Source organism: Piscinibacterium candidicorallinum (genome assembly GCF_047549485.1).
GTDB classification, from domain to species: Bacteria; Pseudomonadota; Gammaproteobacteria; order Burkholderiales; family Burkholderiaceae_C; genus Piscinibacterium; species Piscinibacterium candidicorallinum.
In genome coordinates this window covers 2,233,348-2,249,465 of record NZ_CP180191.1, presented here as the reverse complement: position 1 = coordinate 2,249,465, position 16,118 = coordinate 2,233,348, and the positions used below count along the sequence as shown (strand labels likewise).

The 16,118-nt window shown below is 63.2% G+C and carries 14 protein-coding genes and 1 tRNA gene; 10 read left to right on the top strand and 5 right to left on the bottom strand.

Annotated features, from left to right (window positions below; genetic code table 11):
- Positions 1 to 139: 139 nt before the first annotated feature.
- From ACMDW7_RS10150 to imuA, 3 genes are read right to left on the bottom strand one after another with little or no spacing between them, the layout of a single operon-like run.
- Positions 140 to 3,502: an error-prone DNA polymerase gene (locus ACMDW7_RS10150; protein ID WP_377300945.1), complete on the bottom strand. Its 3,363-nt coding sequence runs from the start codon at positions 3,500 to 3,502 to the stop codon at positions 140 to 142.
- Complete coding sequence (locus tag ACMDW7_RS10145) at positions 3,495 to 4,982, bottom strand: Y-family DNA polymerase (protein ID WP_377300947.1); 1,488 nt, start codon at positions 4,980 to 4,982, stop codon at positions 3,495 to 3,497. The genes ACMDW7_RS10150 and ACMDW7_RS10145 overlap by 8 nt, the downstream gene beginning before the upstream one ends.
- Positions 4,983 to 4,985: 3 nt before the next feature.
- Positions 4,986 to 5,795, bottom strand: a complete 810-nt coding sequence (imuA, locus tag ACMDW7_RS10140) for a translesion DNA synthesis-associated protein ImuA (RefSeq protein WP_414859544.1) — start codon at positions 5,793 to 5,795, stop codon at positions 4,986 to 4,988.
- On the opposite strand from imuA, the gene ACMDW7_RS10135 reads away from it, so the two are divergent.
- Positions 5,794 to 6,066, top strand: coding sequence for a hypothetical protein (locus ACMDW7_RS10135; RefSeq protein ID WP_377300951.1), 273 nt, complete (start codon positions 5,794 to 5,796; stop codon positions 6,064 to 6,066). The two genes, imuA and ACMDW7_RS10135, sit on opposite strands and share 2 nt — an antisense overlap.
- A 2-nt stretch (positions 6,067 to 6,068) precedes the next feature.
- On the opposite strand, the gene ACMDW7_RS10130 is transcribed toward ACMDW7_RS10135, so the two are convergent.
- Both ACMDW7_RS10130 and ACMDW7_RS10125 read right to left on the bottom strand, forming a co-directional pair.
- Positions 6,069 to 6,144 (bottom strand) — tRNA-Asn (locus tag ACMDW7_RS10130).
- A gap of 56 nt (positions 6,145 to 6,200) precedes the next feature.
- Complete coding sequence (locus ACMDW7_RS10125; protein WP_377300953.1) at positions 6,201 to 7,403, bottom strand: amino acid aminotransferase; 1,203 nt, start codon at positions 7,401 to 7,403, stop codon at positions 6,201 to 6,203.
- Positions 7,404 to 7,616: 213 nt separating this feature from the next.
- Here ACMDW7_RS10125 and uvrB point away from each other — a divergent pair, with 213 nt between their 5' ends.
- The 9 genes from uvrB (at position 7,617) to hscA (ending at position 16,097) form a co-directional block, all read left to right on the top strand.
- Positions 7,617 to 9,737, top strand: coding sequence for an excinuclease ABC subunit UvrB (gene uvrB, locus ACMDW7_RS10120; RefSeq protein ID WP_377300955.1), 2,121 nt, complete (start codon positions 7,617 to 7,619; stop codon positions 9,735 to 9,737).
- 174 nt (positions 9,738 to 9,911) lie between these two features.
- A complete protein-coding gene (locus tag ACMDW7_RS10115; protein WP_377300957.1) occupies positions 9,912 to 10,403 on the top strand; it encodes a low molecular weight protein-tyrosine-phosphatase in 492 nt (163 codons plus the stop codon).
- Positions 10,404 to 10,591: 188 nt separating this feature from the next.
- On the top strand, positions 10,592 to 11,086 hold the full coding sequence (gene iscR / locus ACMDW7_RS10110) for a Fe-S cluster assembly transcriptional regulator IscR (protein WP_054125280.1): 495 nt from the start codon (positions 10,592 to 10,594) through the stop codon (positions 11,084 to 11,086).
- Between the two features lie 47 nt (positions 11,087 to 11,133).
- Positions 11,134 to 12,345, top strand: a complete 1,212-nt coding sequence (locus ACMDW7_RS10105) for an IscS subfamily cysteine desulfurase (protein ID WP_377300959.1) — start codon at positions 11,134 to 11,136, stop codon at positions 12,343 to 12,345.
- Between the two features lie 42 nt (positions 12,346 to 12,387).
- Positions 12,388 to 12,807: a Fe-S cluster assembly scaffold IscU gene (gene iscU / locus ACMDW7_RS10100; protein WP_377300961.1), complete on the top strand. Its 420-nt coding sequence runs from the start codon at positions 12,388 to 12,390 to the stop codon at positions 12,805 to 12,807.
- Between the two features lies 1 nt (position 12,808).
- Complete coding sequence (gene iscA, locus ACMDW7_RS10095) at positions 12,809 to 13,174, top strand: iron-sulfur cluster assembly protein IscA (protein ID WP_377300963.1); 366 nt, start codon at positions 12,809 to 12,811, stop codon at positions 13,172 to 13,174.
- 65 nt (positions 13,175 to 13,239) lie between these two features.
- Positions 13,240 to 13,782 (top strand): Fe-S protein assembly co-chaperone HscB, encoded by a 543-nt coding sequence (gene hscB, locus ACMDW7_RS10090; RefSeq protein WP_377300965.1) that lies wholly within the window; start codon positions 13,240 to 13,242, stop codon positions 13,780 to 13,782.
- Positions 13,783 to 13,785: 3 nt separating this feature from the next.
- Positions 13,786 to 14,232, top strand: coding sequence for a hypothetical protein (locus tag ACMDW7_RS10085; protein WP_414859543.1), 447 nt, complete (start codon positions 13,786 to 13,788; stop codon positions 14,230 to 14,232).
- 2 nt (positions 14,233 to 14,234) lie between these two features.
- Positions 14,235 to 16,097 carry a Fe-S protein assembly chaperone HscA gene (gene hscA / locus ACMDW7_RS10080; protein WP_377300967.1) on the top strand — a complete coding sequence of 621 codons (1,863 nt, stop codon included), beginning with the start codon at positions 14,235 to 14,237 and terminating at the stop codon, positions 16,095 to 16,097.
- The last annotated feature ends 21 nt before the right edge of the window (positions 16,098 to 16,118 follow it).

The window sequence follows — 16,118 nt, the reverse complement described above, 5'->3', positions numbered from 1 at the left end:
GGCCGCAGATCGGCCATCGCCGGCGGATTTTGGGTGACTTGCGGCGGACTGGGTGTGGAGGCAGCCGTCCAGATGCACGGATCTACGACTTTTCATCGACTGACGTTGTGCGTGCGCGACGCATCTCCAGCGTGCGGGCTCAGTGAAAGTCCCGGCTTCGGTTGGCGAGATCGCCAAAGCGGCCCAGCAGGGGCGTGAGATCGGTCAAACGCCCTGCGATCAGATGGCAGACATGGCCGTTGCTGTCGGCATCGCGCTGCCAGACGCCGTGCACGGCCAGCAGGCGTGCGCGCAGCAGGGCGTCGCGCTGCTGTTCGCGTACGCGGCGCCACACAATCACGTTCACAGGGCCGGTTTCGTCTTCGATAGTGACAAACATGGTGCCGCCAGCGGTCTGCGGCTGCTGGCGCACCGTGACCAGCCCGCAGCCTGCTGCGTAGGCGCCATGGGTCAGTCCGGCCAATTCGACGGCAGACTTCAACCGCATGCGCTCCAGCCGGGGGCGCAGCAATGCCAGCGGGTGACGTCGCAGCGTGAGCCCGGTGCTGGCGTAGTCGAACAGCACTTCCTCGCCTTCCGGAGCCGTTGGCAGCACCAGTGCGGGCTCAACAATCGGGGCGTCGCGCAGCAAGGAGGGTGCGCGTACCCGTGCCGCAGCTTCCCAGACCTGCTGGCGTCGATGCCCGGCAATCGAGTTCAGGGCGTCGGCGGCAGCCAGTGCATTGAGATCCTTGACGTCGAGCTGAGCACGCAAAGACAGTTCCTGAGCATCGGCAAACCCGGTCTGCATCCGGCTCTGGACAATGCGCTGCCCGGCGGCCTGGCTCAGGCCGTTGACCATGTGCAGCCCCAGGCGCACGGCCGGTCGTTGCGCCTTGCGGTCTTCATGCTCGAGACCGGCTGGCCATTCGAGGGTGCTGTCCCAGGTGCTGTGAGATACGTCCACAGGGAGTACCTGTACCTGGTGACGGCGCGCGTCCTGCACCAACTGTGCCGGCGGGTAGAACCCCATCGGCTGGGAGTTGAGCATTGCTGCCAGAAAGCACTCAGGTTCATGGCACTTCAACCAGCTGCTCTGGTAGGCCAGCAGGGCAAAGCTGTAGGCGTGGCTTTCCGGAAAGCCGTACTCGCCGAAGCCCTGGATCTGGTTGAAGATGCGATCAGCAAACTCCTGCGAATAGCCGTTGGCCAGCATGCCGCCCACCAGACGTGAGCGGAACTTGTCCACCCCGCCCTTGCGCTTCCAGGCGGCCATGGCACGGCGCAGGGAATCCGCCTCGGTGGCTGTGAAGCCGGCGGCGATCATGGCGATCTGCATGACCTGCTCCTGGAAGATCGGCACCCCGAGCGTGCGCTGCAGCGCTGCCTGCAGCCGCGCCGGGCGATCTGGCGATTCACGCGATGAGCGCTCGTACTCGACGGGCAGACCGTGCGCCAGACGTTCGCGCGCCTTGAGATAGGGGTGCACCATGCCCCCTGAGATAGGCCCGGGGCGCACGATGGCGACTTCCACCACGAGGTCGTAGAACTGGCGCGGCTTCAGGCGCGGCAGCATGGACATCTGGGCTCGGCTTTCGATCTGAAACACACCCACCGTATCGGCCCGGCGGATCATCTCGTAGGTGGATGGGTCTTCCTGAACGATGTCGTGCACCGTGAAGGACACGCCGCGCCGCTGGCCCACCAGATCGACGCAACGCCGGATGGCACTGAGCATGCCCAGTGCGAGGATGTCCACCTTCATCAGCCCCAGGCTTTCCAGATCATCCTTGTCCCACTGGATCACGCAGCGATCCGGCATGGCGGCGTTTTCTACCGGCACCAGACGCACGAGTGGCGTCTGCGTGAGCACGAAGCCGCCCACGTGCTGGCTCAGATGGCGCGGCATGCCCATGAGACTACGGGTAAGCGAGAGCCACAGCCCGGCCTGGTGTTCGCTGAGCTGAACATTCACGCGTCGGCCGAGTTCTTCAAGGCGGTGTACAGCCAGTTCGGAGTCGAACCAGTGGTGTTCGCTGGCAAAGGCGTCGATCAGAGGTTCAGGGATACCCAGAGCCTCGCCTACATCACGAATGGCGCTGCGCGTGCGGTAGCTGATGACTGTGGCAGCAAGTGCGGCGCGATCGCGGCCGTACTTGCCATAGATGTACTGGATGATCTCTTCGCGCCTCTCGTGCTCGAAGTCCACATCGATGTCCGGCGGCTCGTTGCGGCGGTCGATGCTGATGAAACGCTCCAGCAGCGGGTGGGACTTCTCCGGGTCGGCTGCGGTGATGCTCAGGCAATAGCAGACCACCGAGTTGGCCGCCGAGCCGCGCCCCTGGCACAGGATGCCGCGCCTTCGGGCCTCATGCACGATGTCGGCCACCGTGAGGAAGAACATCTCGTATTCGCACTTTGCAATGAGCTTGAGCTCCTTGATCAGATAGCGGCCGATCTTGAACGGGATCCCGTTTGGGTAGCGATCCACGGCGCGTTCGATGACCAGCTTTCGCAGTGCCCCCGTGGGGCTCAGGCCCGCCGGTACGGTTTCTTGCGGGTAGTTGTATCGGACCTCGCCCAGCTCGAAGCGGCAGCGTGCAGCAACCTGAAGAGTGGCGGTGAGCAGATCTTCGGGGTAGATCTGTGCCAGCCGCTGGCGGGCGCGCAGGTGCTGCTCCGCATTGGGTTGCAGCGCAAAGCCGCAGGCATCCACGCGCTGCCCCAGGCGGATGGCGGTCATGACGTCCTGCAGAGGCTTGCGCGAGCGCACATGCATGTGCACATCGCCTGCAGCCACCAGCGCCGCGCCGGTGTGCATGGAGACGTCGCGCAGCGTGGCCAGCCAGAGGTCGTCATCGATGTCGTGCAGCAGCTCAACCGCCAGCCAGGGCATGCGCCCCAGCCATGTACTTGCACAGGCCAGATCGGCCCGGAGCTGCTCGACCAGCAGCGCCGGGCCGACTGCACCTGTGCCGCGCGCATACGCCGCCTTGTTCGGGGCCAGCAGCAGTTCGCAGTCGGCCAGCAGGGCCCAGGGGCTGTGCGCATCCAAGTGGTAGCGCCCCTTTTCAGCTGCGCGGCGTGCCCGGGTGATGAACTCGCACAGTCCGCCCCAGCTGTGCAGATCGCGCGCCAGCGCCACCAGGCGCCAGCAGCCAAGATTGAATTCGCTGCCATAGATGAGACGGAAGGGGCGCAGATAGCGCTGCCCGGTGTCTTCCTCCAGCCGTTGCAGGAAGGCGCGGTATTCCTGCCATTCACGCCAGGCGCGCACCACACCGGCCACGGAGCATTCGTCCGTGAGGGCCAGTGCCTCGTACCCCTGTGCATAGGCGCGGCGCACCAGCTCCTGTGGGTGAGAGGCGCCTCGCAGGAAGCTGAAATTGCTCACGCAATGCAGCTCGGCATAGGCGGGCAGAGCCTGCAACCTTGCAGCAGTCGCCTCGTCTGCGGGCAATGCTGGCGGCGGCTCGTCTTCCAGATCGAAGACCAACGGCGGCTTGAGGTGCGCTTCAGGCATACAGCCCCTGCAGATACCAGCGAAACCGGGTCTGCCCCTCGCTCTCGGCCAACGAGGCGGGGCGCTCCCGATAGATCCAGACCAGCCCGGCGCGCTCGCTGCGGGCAATGAAGTAGTCGCGCAGGGCGGGTGCGTCGGTGCGGCCATCGCTCCACCATGCGGTCTCGATACGGTACAGACGCGTCAGGCGCTTCAGCGGGCCGCCACCGTAGCAGGGCACATCACGCTGCATTGGCAGCTCCAGCGGCTGGGCGAGCAGCCAGGCGGGGAGCAGGACGTCGGCCTGCGGGTGAGGGGCCTCACGGTCCGATGGTTTGCCCGCGCGCTTTTCTGTACGCGAGATCGGGTGCCGTGCCCGGGTCAGTGCAGGCAGCATCTGAGTGGCTGGAATCCAGCGTTGTTGGTGCTCGGGCCGGTGGTCCTCCTGTGCCACGGCCACGCGTACCTGCTCGGCGCCTAGGCGTGCGCTCAGGCGTTCAATGAACTGGTGCAGCGGATCACCCTTGGGCTTGTCCTCGGGTAGCAGCGCACGTGTGATGCCTCCCCAGGGGCGAGTGTCCAGTACACGCAGACGCAGATGGCGCACCGGCGAGGGCAGTGCAACGCGGTCCAGCCGCTCGGCCAGCAGGCGTTCAAGGTGCCCCATGTCCTGCGTGGGCTGGGCCGTACTCACGCTCAAGCCGCCTTCTGGAGGCAAGTCCACGCCGTTGGCGCGCTTCCAGTCAAAGCACCAAATCAGCTCGATGGCAACCACACCCTGCTGGCGCGCCATCAACCAGGCGCGCAGGCCGATCAGCAGGCGCTGGGCATTCCAGAGCAGCTCGTTTGCGCGCTCTGCCAGGGCGGGCAACTCCATGCCCCAGTCAAAGCGCTCGGGCGGCAGGATCCAGTCGTAGGCCTCGGTGCGCTGGCCATAGGCGGTATCCAGAGCGGCCAGCAGATCAGCGCCGAATCGCCGCGCCACACCGCCGCGCGGCAGAGCACGCAGCTGGCCCCAGGTGCGGCAGCCCATGCGCGCCAGTGTGGCGGTGTGGGCTTGCGCGGCGCTGAGCGTGGCCAGCGGCAGCGCGTCCGCAGTTGGAGCTGCCTCATCAGGTACTGGGTTGCCGCGCTGCAGTGCCTCTTGCCTTGTGCGCTGGCGCCAGCGCATGCGTGCCAGGGCCAACAGGGCGGTTTCGCCTGCGCCATGGGCCTGCAGGACGCTTGGTCCTTCGTGCAGCACGCGCTGTACAAGTCGCGCCTGCCCGCCGAACAGCTGCTCGCTGGCTGCTACTTCGAGCAGCAAGGCTTCATCCATCCAGGCCACGCGCGGCGTGAACTGCAGCGCGTGCCAAACCCAAAGCTCGCGCTGTGTCTGCGTGGCGTTGGCATCTGTGCTTGTGGTTGCATGCATTGAGTCCTGCACAACTGCATCGTCGCGAGGCGCAGTCTGACCCGTGGGTACGACGTACTCAGGCAGGAGCAGGGCAATCCAGTGCATGGATCAATGCTCCTGTGGCACGGTTTGCAAGGGCAGGGCCGTATCCGGCAGGGCGATGGCAAGCGGCCGCGCCGGTTCACTTGGCCGCCGTCGCGAAGCCAGCAGGGCGCGCAGCCGTTCCGGCAAGGCGGTCAGGGCAACAGGCTGAATACAAGGCGGGCCGCGACGCTTGAGCAACTGCAGTTCCAGCCGATCACCCCCTTGAATCAACAGGCGCAGCGGTGCCGGAGATGCCTCATAGCGTGCGCGTGCCTCGCGCATCACGAACAGCAGCTTGTCCTTCGCAAGCACATTGAGGCGCTGCAACTGCATGCGTCTGGCTTGCGGCAGCCAGGCCAGCACGGCAAGTGCATCAGCGCAGCGCAGCGCCTGCTCGGCAGCCCAGAGTCGGGTTTGGGCGCTATCAGCTTGTACGCAGATCAACCGTTCACTGTCGATGCCGCGAGCCCGCAGCGCCGGACCAAATGGCGCATGAGGCGCATTCACCAGCACTACCACTCCTGGCCGATCCGCCATGCGACTGACCAGCGTTGGCGCCAGCAACTGCCAGACCGAAGCCCCTGTGCCCAGCGCCTGCGCATCCTGCAGCAGCTCAACCAGCCCATCCAGCGGCCAACCTCCCCCTGGAAGCTGCGCATCCAGCGCCGTGTGCCCGGAGGGCCAGGCCTGCGCCTGCTGCGCCAGCATGTGGGCCGGCCAGACCTGCGCGGGTAGTCTCGAGCGATCGATTGCCTGCGCAGGTGCTGGAGTAGCGGGCGGGGCAACCGACAAGAACAGTGAGGCTTGCCGTGCAGATGGCGTGAGAGCAGACATGGCGCGCCAGAAGGAGGATTTCAGATTACTGTGTTTTTATACAGTTTTTGCGCAAAAACCTATCCTGGCAATGTTCTTGCGGAGATGCGATGAAGTCATTTCCGACAAAAAGCCCGCACTGACGGGCGGGCTTAAGCGTGCTGGTGGGGCGATCCGGGTGCAGCGCAATGTGTGGGTGGTTCGGATTGCGCAATGCTCTAGCCTTCCGAAGCGATCTGCAGAAACTTTTTCGCCAATGCAAAAAGCCCGCCGATTGGCGGGCTTTTCTTGATCTGGCTCCCCGACCTGGGCTCGAACCAGGGACCTACGGATTAACAGTCCGGCGCTCTACCGACTGAGCTATCGGGGATCAACGAAGTCCAAAAGTATAGCTGATGATTTGGACTCGCTCAAATTGAGCAAGGCTCAGAGCACGGCAGCCACGGCATCCACCACGGCGTCGATGTTCTTGCTGTTCAGCGCGGCGACACAGATCCGGCCGGTGGAGACTGCGTAGATGCCGAACTCCTTCTGCAAGCGTTCGACCTGGGCGGCCGAAAGGCCGGTGTAGCTGAACATGCCGCGCTGACGATTGACAAAACTGAAGTCGCGCTTGGCGCCTTTGGCTGCGAGCTTGTTCACGAACTGGTTGCGCATGAGCTTGATGCGATCGCGCATTTCACCCAGTTCCGCCTCCCACATCGCGCGCAGTTCCGGCGAGTTCAATACCGTGGCCACGACCGTGCCGCCGTGGGTGGGCGGGTTGGAATAGTTGGTGCGGATCACGCGCTTTTCCTGGCTCAGCACGCGGGCCGCTTCGTCCTTGCTGCCCGTGATGATGGACAGTGCGCCGACGCGTTCACCGTACAACGAAAAGCTCTTGGAAAAGCTGCTGGACACGAAGAACGACAGGCCGCTATCGGCGAACAGGCGCACCGCTGCGCCATCGGGCTCGATGCCCTCGGCAAAGCCTTGGTAGGCCATGTCGAGGAACGGGATCAGGTCGCCCGCCTGGCAGGCCGCCACAACTTCTTTCCACTGGTCGGCGCTCAGGTCGACCCCCGTCGGATTGTGGCAGCAGGCATGCAGTACCACGATGCTCTTGGCGGGCAGCGCCTTGAGGTCGGCCAGCATGCCGGCAAAATCTAGCCCGCTGGTGGCCGCATCGAAGTAGCGGTAGTTCTTGACGGTGAAGCCGGCGCCTTCGAACAGCGCGCGATGGTTCTCCCAGCTTGGATCGCTGATGGCGACAATCGAATCCGGCGTGAGGCGATTGAGGAAGTCCGCACCGATCTTCAGTGCGCCGGTGCCGCCGAGCGCCTGGGCCGTGATCACGCGGCCTGCGGTAATCAGCGGGCTGTCCTTGCCCAGCAGTAGACCCTGCACGGCCTGGTTGTAGGCCGCGATGCCTTCGATGGGCAGGTAGCCGCGGGCTGCGGCGGCTTCCAGGCGCTGGCGTTCAGCCTCGCGCACGGCTTTCAGCAAAGGAATCTTGCCCTCGTCGGTGAAGTAGACGCCCACGCCGAGGTTGACTTTGTTCGCGCGTGCGTCGGCATTGAAGGCTTCGTTCAAGCCAAGAATGGGATCACGGGGGGCGAGTTCGACCTGGGCGAATAGCGAGGCAGACATGGGGGCTCCGGCGGCGGGTTGAGCGATCTGTTTTGCAGTTGAAGAGCGAGGGCGGCGTCGAGCGTTGCGCGCATCTGCGGCACAGACTCCTGACACGCGGCTGGCAGGAGCCTTCAGCAAGAATGTTTCCTACACTCGAACGTTCACTTGCTGCGCTGCAGCGCATTTTATCGGTGCGCCGCGCCTGATTCATGCCGAAAGTGCATACCACCCATGAGCGCCTCGTCCTCCAATGCCCCTCCGCCCGCAGCTGAAGCACCTGTGGAGGTTCCTGTGGGCGAGTTCGTCAGCTACCCGGATAGCCCGTTTCGCCTGTTCCAGCCCTTTCCACCGGCGGGCGACCAGCCCATGGCAATCGCCGGGCTGGTGGACGGCATCCGCGATGGCCTGAGCTTTCAGACCCTGCTGGGGGTGACCGGGTCGGGAAAGACCTACACCATGGCCAACGTGATCGCGCAGATGGGGCGTCCGGCCCTCGTGCTCGCGCCGAACAAGACGCTGGCTGCGCAACTGTATGCCGAGATGCGGGAGTTCTTCCCACAGAACGCGGTGGAGTACTTCGTCAGCTACTACGACTACTACCAGCCCGAAGCCTATGTGCCGCAGCGCGATCTGTTCATCGAGAAGGACAGCTCGATCAACGAGCACATCGAGCAGATGCGGCTGTCAGCGACCAAGAGCCTGCTGGAGCGGCGCGACACGGTGATTGTGGCCACCGTGAGCTGCATCTACGGTATCGGCAACCCGACCGAGTACCACGCGATGATCCTGATCCTTCGCGTGGGCGACAAGCTCAGTCAGCGCGACGTCATCACGCGCCTGGTCGCGATGCAGTACACGCGAACGGACCTGGACTTCACCCGCGGAAACTTCCGAGTGCGTGGCGACACGATTGACATCTTTCCGGCAGAGCACGCGGAATTGGCCATCCGCATCGAGCTCTTCGATGACCAGATCGACTCCATCACCCTCTTCGATCCGCTGACCGGCCGAACCCGCCAGAAGATCCCGCGCTTCACGGTGTACCCGGGCTCGCACTATGTCACGCCTCGGGCCACGGTGTTGCGCGCGATCGAGACCATCAAGGACGAGCTGCGCGAACGGCTGGATTTCTTCGTGAAGGAGAACAAGCTTGTCGAGGCGCAGCGCATCGAGCAGCGCACGCGCTTTGATCTGGAAATGCTCCAGGAGCTGGGTTTCTGCAAGGGTATCGAGAACTACAGCCGGCATTTCTCCGGCGCCAAGCCAGGCGACCCTCCGCCTACCTTGATCGACTATCTCCCTGACGATGCGCTGATGATCATCGACGAGAGTCACGTCATGATGGGGCAGCTCAACGGCATGTACAACGGTGACCGATCCCGCAAGCAGACGCTTGTCGAGTATGGGTTCCGACTGCCCAGCGCCATGGACAACCGGCCGCTGAAGTTCGAGGAGTTTGAGCGCAAGATGCCTCAGACCATCTTCGTGTCGGCCACGCCAGCGGATTATGAGACCAAGCGAGCCGACAACACTGTCGAGCAGGTGGTGCGCCCTACGGGGTTGATCGACCCGACAGTCGAGGTGCGCCCGGCCTCCACCCAAGTGGACGACGTACTTTCCGAAATCCGTGATCGAGTGGACAAGGGCGAGCGCGTGCTGGTCACGACGCTCACCAAGCGGATGGCCGAGGATCTGACGGACTTTCTGAGCGAGAACGGAGTCAAGGTGCGGTACTTGCACAGCGATATCGACACCGTTGAGCGCGTGGAGATCATTCGAGACCTGCGTCTGGGCATGTTCGATGTACTCGTCGGCATCAACCTTCTGCGCGAGGGGCTTGACATTCCTGAAGTCTCGTTGGTGGCGATCCTGGATGCTGACAAGGAAGGCTTTCTGCGTAGCGGCCGCAGCCTGATCCAGACGATCGGCCGGGCCGCACGCAACCTGAACGGGAAGGCAATTCTGTACGGGGATGTGGTGACCGACTCGATGAAGGCGGCGATCGAGGAAACCAACCGCCGGCGCGAAAAACAGGTGGCTTTCAATGCCGAGCATGGCATCACCCCGCGTGGCGTGATCAAACAAGTCAAGGAACTGATCGACGGCGTCTTCAACCAATCCGACAGCCGCAAGGAGCAAAAGGCGGCCGAGGCGCGCAAGAGCTACGAGACGTTGTCCGAAAAGGATCTCGGCAAGGAGATCAAGCGCCTGGAGAAGCTCATGATGGAAGCCGCGCGCAATCTCGAATTCGAGCGGGCTGCTCAGTTGCGCGATCAGCTCAGCGTGCTGCGCGAGCAGGCGTTCGGCGCAAGTGCCGAGGGGTCAGTGGTGTCGCTGACGGCTCGACGTTGAGGTGCATCTCATGCGCTTGTCGTGGATTAGGCGTTCGTCTCAACCGTCAAATCAACGTCTTGGAAACTGAAGCGGCGAGCCCAAGTCAATAGGGGTGATCCGGTCGCAATTGCATTAGACCGGGGCGTCCAAACTATTGAGTTTTTGCGGTGCAACACGTACAGTGACAAAACTATGAAAACGAGCATCCTCTTCGTCTGCATGGGCAATATCTGCCGGTCTCCCGCGGCAGAAGGCGTGTTCCGCGCCATGGTCAAGTCCGCCAACCTCGAGTCCGAAGTCCGCATCGATTCCGCGGGCACGCACGCGTACCACGTGGGTGAGGCGCCGGACGCCCGAACCCAGGCGGCCTGCCGCAAGCGCGGCTACGACGTGACGGATCTGCGCGCTCGCCAAATCACGGTCGACGACTTCCGCGAATTCGATTACATCTTGGCGATGGACTGGGATAACTTGACGCTTTTGCAACAGATCTGCCCCAAGCAGTACAAGCACAAGCTCATGCTCCTGATGCGCTTTGCGAGCGACCACGAAGAAGCAACCGTGCCCGATCCGTACTATGGCGGCCCGGAGGGTTTCTCCAAGGTACTCGACCTGGTCGAAGACGCCTGCTCGGGGCTCGTGGATGTGGTGCGCAAGCGCGCCAACATGTACGCCGCTGCCTGATGCATCCAATGCACTTTCTGGTGCGACAAAAAGGCCCGGATGAACTCCGGGCTTTTTTCTTGGCGGGAACCCGATTGGATTAGTCGGACTCTATAATGTCGACAAGCTTGCTCGGAATTCGCAAGGTGCGGTTCGGAGCAGCTGTCCAGCAGACCTCGGTCTGCCGGTCGCCCCAAAGGAAGTGCCGCATGAGACTCACCACCAAAGGCCGTTTCGCCGTAACCGCGATGCTTGACCTTGCCCTGCGCCAGACGCGCGGGCCGGTGTCGCTGGCGGCCATCTCGGATCGGCAGAACATTTCCTTGTCCTATCTGGAGCAGCTGTTCGGCAAGCTACGGCGTCACCAGCTCGTGGAGAGCACCCGCGGCCCCGGCGGCGGGTACACGCTGGCGCGTGCGATGGACAAGATCACCGTGGCTGACGTCATCTATGCGGTTGATGAACCGCTGGATGCCACCAACTGTGGTGGCAAGCAGAACTGCGAGTCCGGCACCAATGGCCGCCGCGGGCAGTGCATGACACACGATCTCTGGGAGACCTTGAACCACAAGATGGTCGACTATCTGGATTCTGTGTCGCTTCAAGATCTCGTGGACAAGGAAGTCGCACGCCAGCGCCAGGAGCAGCAGGCACCGGTTGTGATGCAGGACATGCGCTCAGAACCGGCACGCATCGCCGCCTGAGCAGTACATAGCCAGACCCACAAAAGAACATCCTCCGAGGGAACGCCATGCTCAAAGCACCGATATACATGGACTACAGCTCGACCACGCCGGTGGACCCGCGCGTTGTCGAAAGGATGCTGCCTTACCTGACGGGTCAGTTCGGCAACCCGGCCTCCCGCAGTCACAGCTATGGGTGGGAGGCAGAGAAGGGCGTCGAGGAGGCGCGCGAGCATGTGGCCGCGCTGGTCAATGCCGATCCGCGCGAAATTGTCTGGACGAGCGGTGCCACCGAAGGCAACAACCTCGCCATCAAGGGCGCGGCGCACTTCTATCAGGACAAGGGCAAGCACATCATCACGGTCAAGACCGAGCACAAGGCTGTGCTCGATACATTCCGTGAGCTGGAGCGCCAGGGCTTTGAAGCTACCTACCTTCAGCCGCAGGAAAACGGCCTGATTACGCTGGACCAGCTGCGCGCTGCCATCCGGCCGGACACGATCCTGGTGTCGGTCATGTTCGTGAACAACGAGATCGGCGTGATCCAGGACATCGCCGGTATCGGCGAGATCTGTCGCGAGAAGGGCATCATCTTCCACTGCGACGCTGCGCAGGCCACGGGCAAGGTCGAAATTGATCTGGAGAAGATGAAGGTCGACCTCATGACCTTCACCGCGCACAAGACTTACGGCCCCAAGGGCATTGGCGCGTTGTACGTACGCCGCAAGCCGCGCGTGCGCCTCGAGGCGCAGATGCACGGCGGCGGCCACGAGCGCGGCCTGCGCTCGGGCACGCTGGCGTCCCATCAGATCGTTGGCATGGGCGAGGCCTTCCGTCTGGCCAAGCTGGAGATGGGCACGGAGATTGAGCGCATCCGCATGCTGCGTGATCGCCTCGTCAAGGGCCTGTCGCAGATCGAGGAAACCTACGTCAATGGCGACCTCGAGCAGCGTGTGCCGCACAACCTCAACATGAGCTTCAACTTTGTCGAAGGCGAGTCGCTGATCATGGCGATCAAGGACATCGCCGTGTCTTCCGGCTCGGCCTGTACCTCGGCCAGCCTGGAGCCCAGCTATGTGCTGCGCGCGCTGGGCCGCAGCGATGAGCTGGCCCACTCATCCATCCGGTTCACGATCGGCCGCTTCACCACTGAAGAAGACGTGGACTTCGCCATCAACCTGCTCAAGAGCAAAATTGCCAAGCTGCGTGATCTGTCTCCGCTCTGGGAGATGCACAAGGACGGCATCGACCTGAACACCGTGCAGTGGGCTGCGCATTGACGCCCAGCCCCTGAACCATCGACAGCTTTCGGAGAATTCAACATGGCCTACAGCGAAAAAGTCATCGATCACTACGAAAACCCCCGCAACGTCGGCTCCTTCGAGAAGGGCGACGACAGCGTGGGCACCGGCATGGTGGGCGCACCCGCTTGCGGCGACGTGATGAAGCTGCAGATCAAGGTCAACCCGAGCACCGGGCTGATCGAAGACGCGAAGTTCAAGACCTACGGCTGTGGCTCCGCGATCGCCTCGTCCTCGCTCATCACTGAGTGGGTCAAGGGCAAGAGCCTGGATCAGGCGCTTGACATCAAGAACACCCAGATCGCCGAAGAACTCGCGCTGCCGCCGGTGAAGATTCACTGCTCCATCCTGGCCGAAGACGCCATCAAAGCTGCGGTGCAGGACTACAAGGCCAAGCACGGCGAGGCTGGCGAGGCGGCTGAACAGAAGCAGGCTGCCTGAAATGGCTGAAGTGATCGACGCACCGGAAGTTGCGCAGGCGCCAGCAGCAGTCACGCTGTCCGAGCGGGCGGCAGTGCACGTGCAGAAGTTCCTGGCCAAGCGTGGCAAGGGCGTCGGGCTGCGCTTGGGTGTGCGCACGACCGGCTGTTCCGGCATGGCCTACAAGCTTGAGTTCGTGGACGAAACCTCGAGCGAGGACACGCGCTTCGAGTCGCACGGCGTGGCGATTTTCGTGGACCCCAAGAGCCTGCCCTATCTGCAAGGCATGGAGCTGGACTACACGCGCGAAGGCCTGAACGAGGGCTTCAAGTTCAACAACCCCAACGAGAAGGATCGTTGCGGCTGCGGAGAGTCCTTCCGGGTCTGACTGGATCCAAGATCTGCGCCCGCGCCGCCTGAGGTTGCGGGCGTTTTCATTTCTGAGCTTCGCCCTTGAACGCTGCGCCGTCCGATCTGAACGACTTCTTCGCCCTGTTCGGGCTGCCGCGCAGCTTTCGCGTGGATCTGGTGCAGCTGGAGTCTGCCTACCGTGAGGTGCAGGCCCGCGTGCATCCGGATCGGCATGCCGCCGCTGGCGATGCCCAGCAGCGCGTGGCCATGCAGTGGGCTACGGCAGCGAATGAAGGCTTCAAGACGCTCAAGCAGCCGATCAAGCGCGCGCAGTACCTGCTCAAGCTGGCGGGTGTGGATGTTCAGGCGGAGTCCAACACGGCCATGCCGCCTGCGTTTCTCATGCAGCAGATGGAATGGCGTGAGACTCTCGATGACGCCGTAGCGCGTCACGATCAAAGGGCGATCTTCGGCTTGATAAACACAGTGGAAGAATGCCGACTAGGTACGATCAACTTGCTTGCCGCTGCTCTTGATGACTGTGCGCAGCTTCAAGTGGCCGCACGTTTGGTACGCGAGCTCATGTTCATCGACAAATTTGCTTCCGATGTTCGTGATGCTGAGGACGCACTGCTGACTCAGTGATCGATGTTTGCCGGGGAAGAGATGACGCGCTTGCATGGACTTTTGGCATTGGTGATTGTGCTTTTTTCGGGTTGTGCAACGTCCTATCAGACACAGCGAGCGTTGCCGCGTGAGACTCCACTCGTATTGACCGTAAAAGCAGTCGAGGTCTCATCGATCAAAAAGACTTCAATCTACGGCGATAACCCCGGGCTGGCATCCGCACGAGTTGGTTCGGTCACATTACTTGGACCTGATAGGGTAGGACTCATTCAGACGAAGGCGCGCATGCTTGATGGTCGAGAGACGTGGATCACTATGCGGTCACCGTTTATTCAAGCGGGCCAATGCTACGAAGTTGTCCTCAAAACTCACTGTGAAATCTGCGATCGGTCTCGCTGCGACGCCTGCTATCAAGACAAGGACTTCGACCAGATTCGCAAGATCGATTGTCCGGAAGCACTCAAGTAACCATGGCCCTCCTGCAGATTGCCGAACCCGGCGAATCCACCGCACCGCACCAGCACCGTCTGGCGGTCGGCATTGATTTGGGCACGACCAACTCGCTCGTGGCAACCGTCCGCAGTGGCGTGGCGGAAGTGCTGCCGGACAGCGCAGGGCGTCCCTTGCTGCCAAGCGTGGTGCACTACACCGCCCATGGCGCGGACCTCGTGGGGCACGAGGCGCTGGCGCGTGCCTCGCAGGACCCGCACAACACCATCATTTCAGCCAAGCGCTTCATGGGGCGCGGTCTGGCCGACGCGTTGGCGTCGCGCGCACCCTACGAGTTTGTCGACGCTCCGGGCATGGTCAAGCTGCGCACGGCGGCCGGAGAGAAAAGCCCGGTGGAGGTGAGTGCCGAGATTCTGCGGACCTTGCGCGAACGCGCCGAGCAAGCGCTTGGCGGCGAGCTGGTGGGTGCCGTGATTACGGTGCCCGCTTACTTTGATGATGCGCAGCGCCAGGCCACGAAGGACGCCGCACGTCTCGCCGGCCTGAATGTGTTGCGCCTGCTCAATGAACCGACCGCCGCTGCCGTGGCCTATGGCCTGGACAACGCAGCCGAGGGGATCTACGCCATCTACGACCTGGGCGGCGGCACCTTCGACATCTCGATCCTGAAGCTCTCGCGTGGTGTGTTCGAGGTGCTCGCCACGGGTGGCGACTCCGCCCTGGGTGGGGATGACTTTGATCGCGCGATCTTCGACTGGGTCTGTGCGCAGGTCTCGGTGGATCAGCTCTCGCCGCAGGCCACCCGTGCGCTGCTCATGGCCTGCCGGCAGGCCAAGGAGTCACTCTCGACGCAGACGCGCGCCTTCGTGCCGATCCGCAAGCCCGACGGCTCGGTGGCCGAAGTGGCCATTGACCGCGAGACCTTCGAGACCATCACGCAGCTGCTCGTGACCAAGACCATCACCCCCGTGCGCAAGGCCCTGCGCGATGCGGAGTTGCGCATCGAGGATGTGAAGGGTGTGGTGCTGGTGGGCGGCGCCACGCGCATGCCGCTGGTGCGTCGCGCTGTGGAGACCTTTTTCAAGCAGCTTGCCTTGTCCAACATCGATCCGGACGAGGTTGTGGCCGTCGGCGCTGCCATCCAGGCCAATGTACTCGCAGGCAACAAGACCGCACAGGATGACTGGCTGCTGCTGGACGTGATCCCGCTGTCCCTCGGCCTGGAGACCATGGGTGGCCTGGCCGAGAAGGTCATCCCGCGCAACAGCACCATCCCCTGCGCCATGGCGCAGGACTTCACCACCTTCAAGGACGGCCAGACCGCCATGGCCATTCATGTGGTCCAAGGCGAGCGAGAGCTGGTCAGTGACTGCCGCAGCCTCGCGCGCTTCGAGCTGCGCGGGATTCCGCCCATGGCCGCCGGCGCAGCCCGCATTCGCGTGACTTTCCAGGTGGATGCCGACGGCCTCCTGAATGTGACTGCGCGCGAGCAGACCAGCGGCGTCGAGGCCCAGATCCAGGTCAAGCCGAGCTATGGCCTAGCAGACGACGAGATCGCCCGCATGCTGTCCGAAAGCTTCAGCACCGCAGACGCCGACATGGCCGCGCGCATGCTGGCCGAGCAGCAGGTGGAAGCCGACCGCATCATTGAAGCGACTCAGAATGCGCTGGCGGCGGATGCGAAGCTGCTCAGCGAGGATGAGCAGCAGACTGTGCAGGCGCAGATCGAAAGTGTTCGCTCGGCCCGCGCCGGGCGCGATGCCGACGCCATCAAGCAGGCGGTTGAGGCCCTGGCCCAGGGCACGGAAGAATTTGCCGCCCGCCGCATGAACGCTGCCGTCAAGCGCGCGCTGGAAGGCCGCCGCCTGGACGAGATTGCCTGAGCGCCTGATCACCCTGCGGGC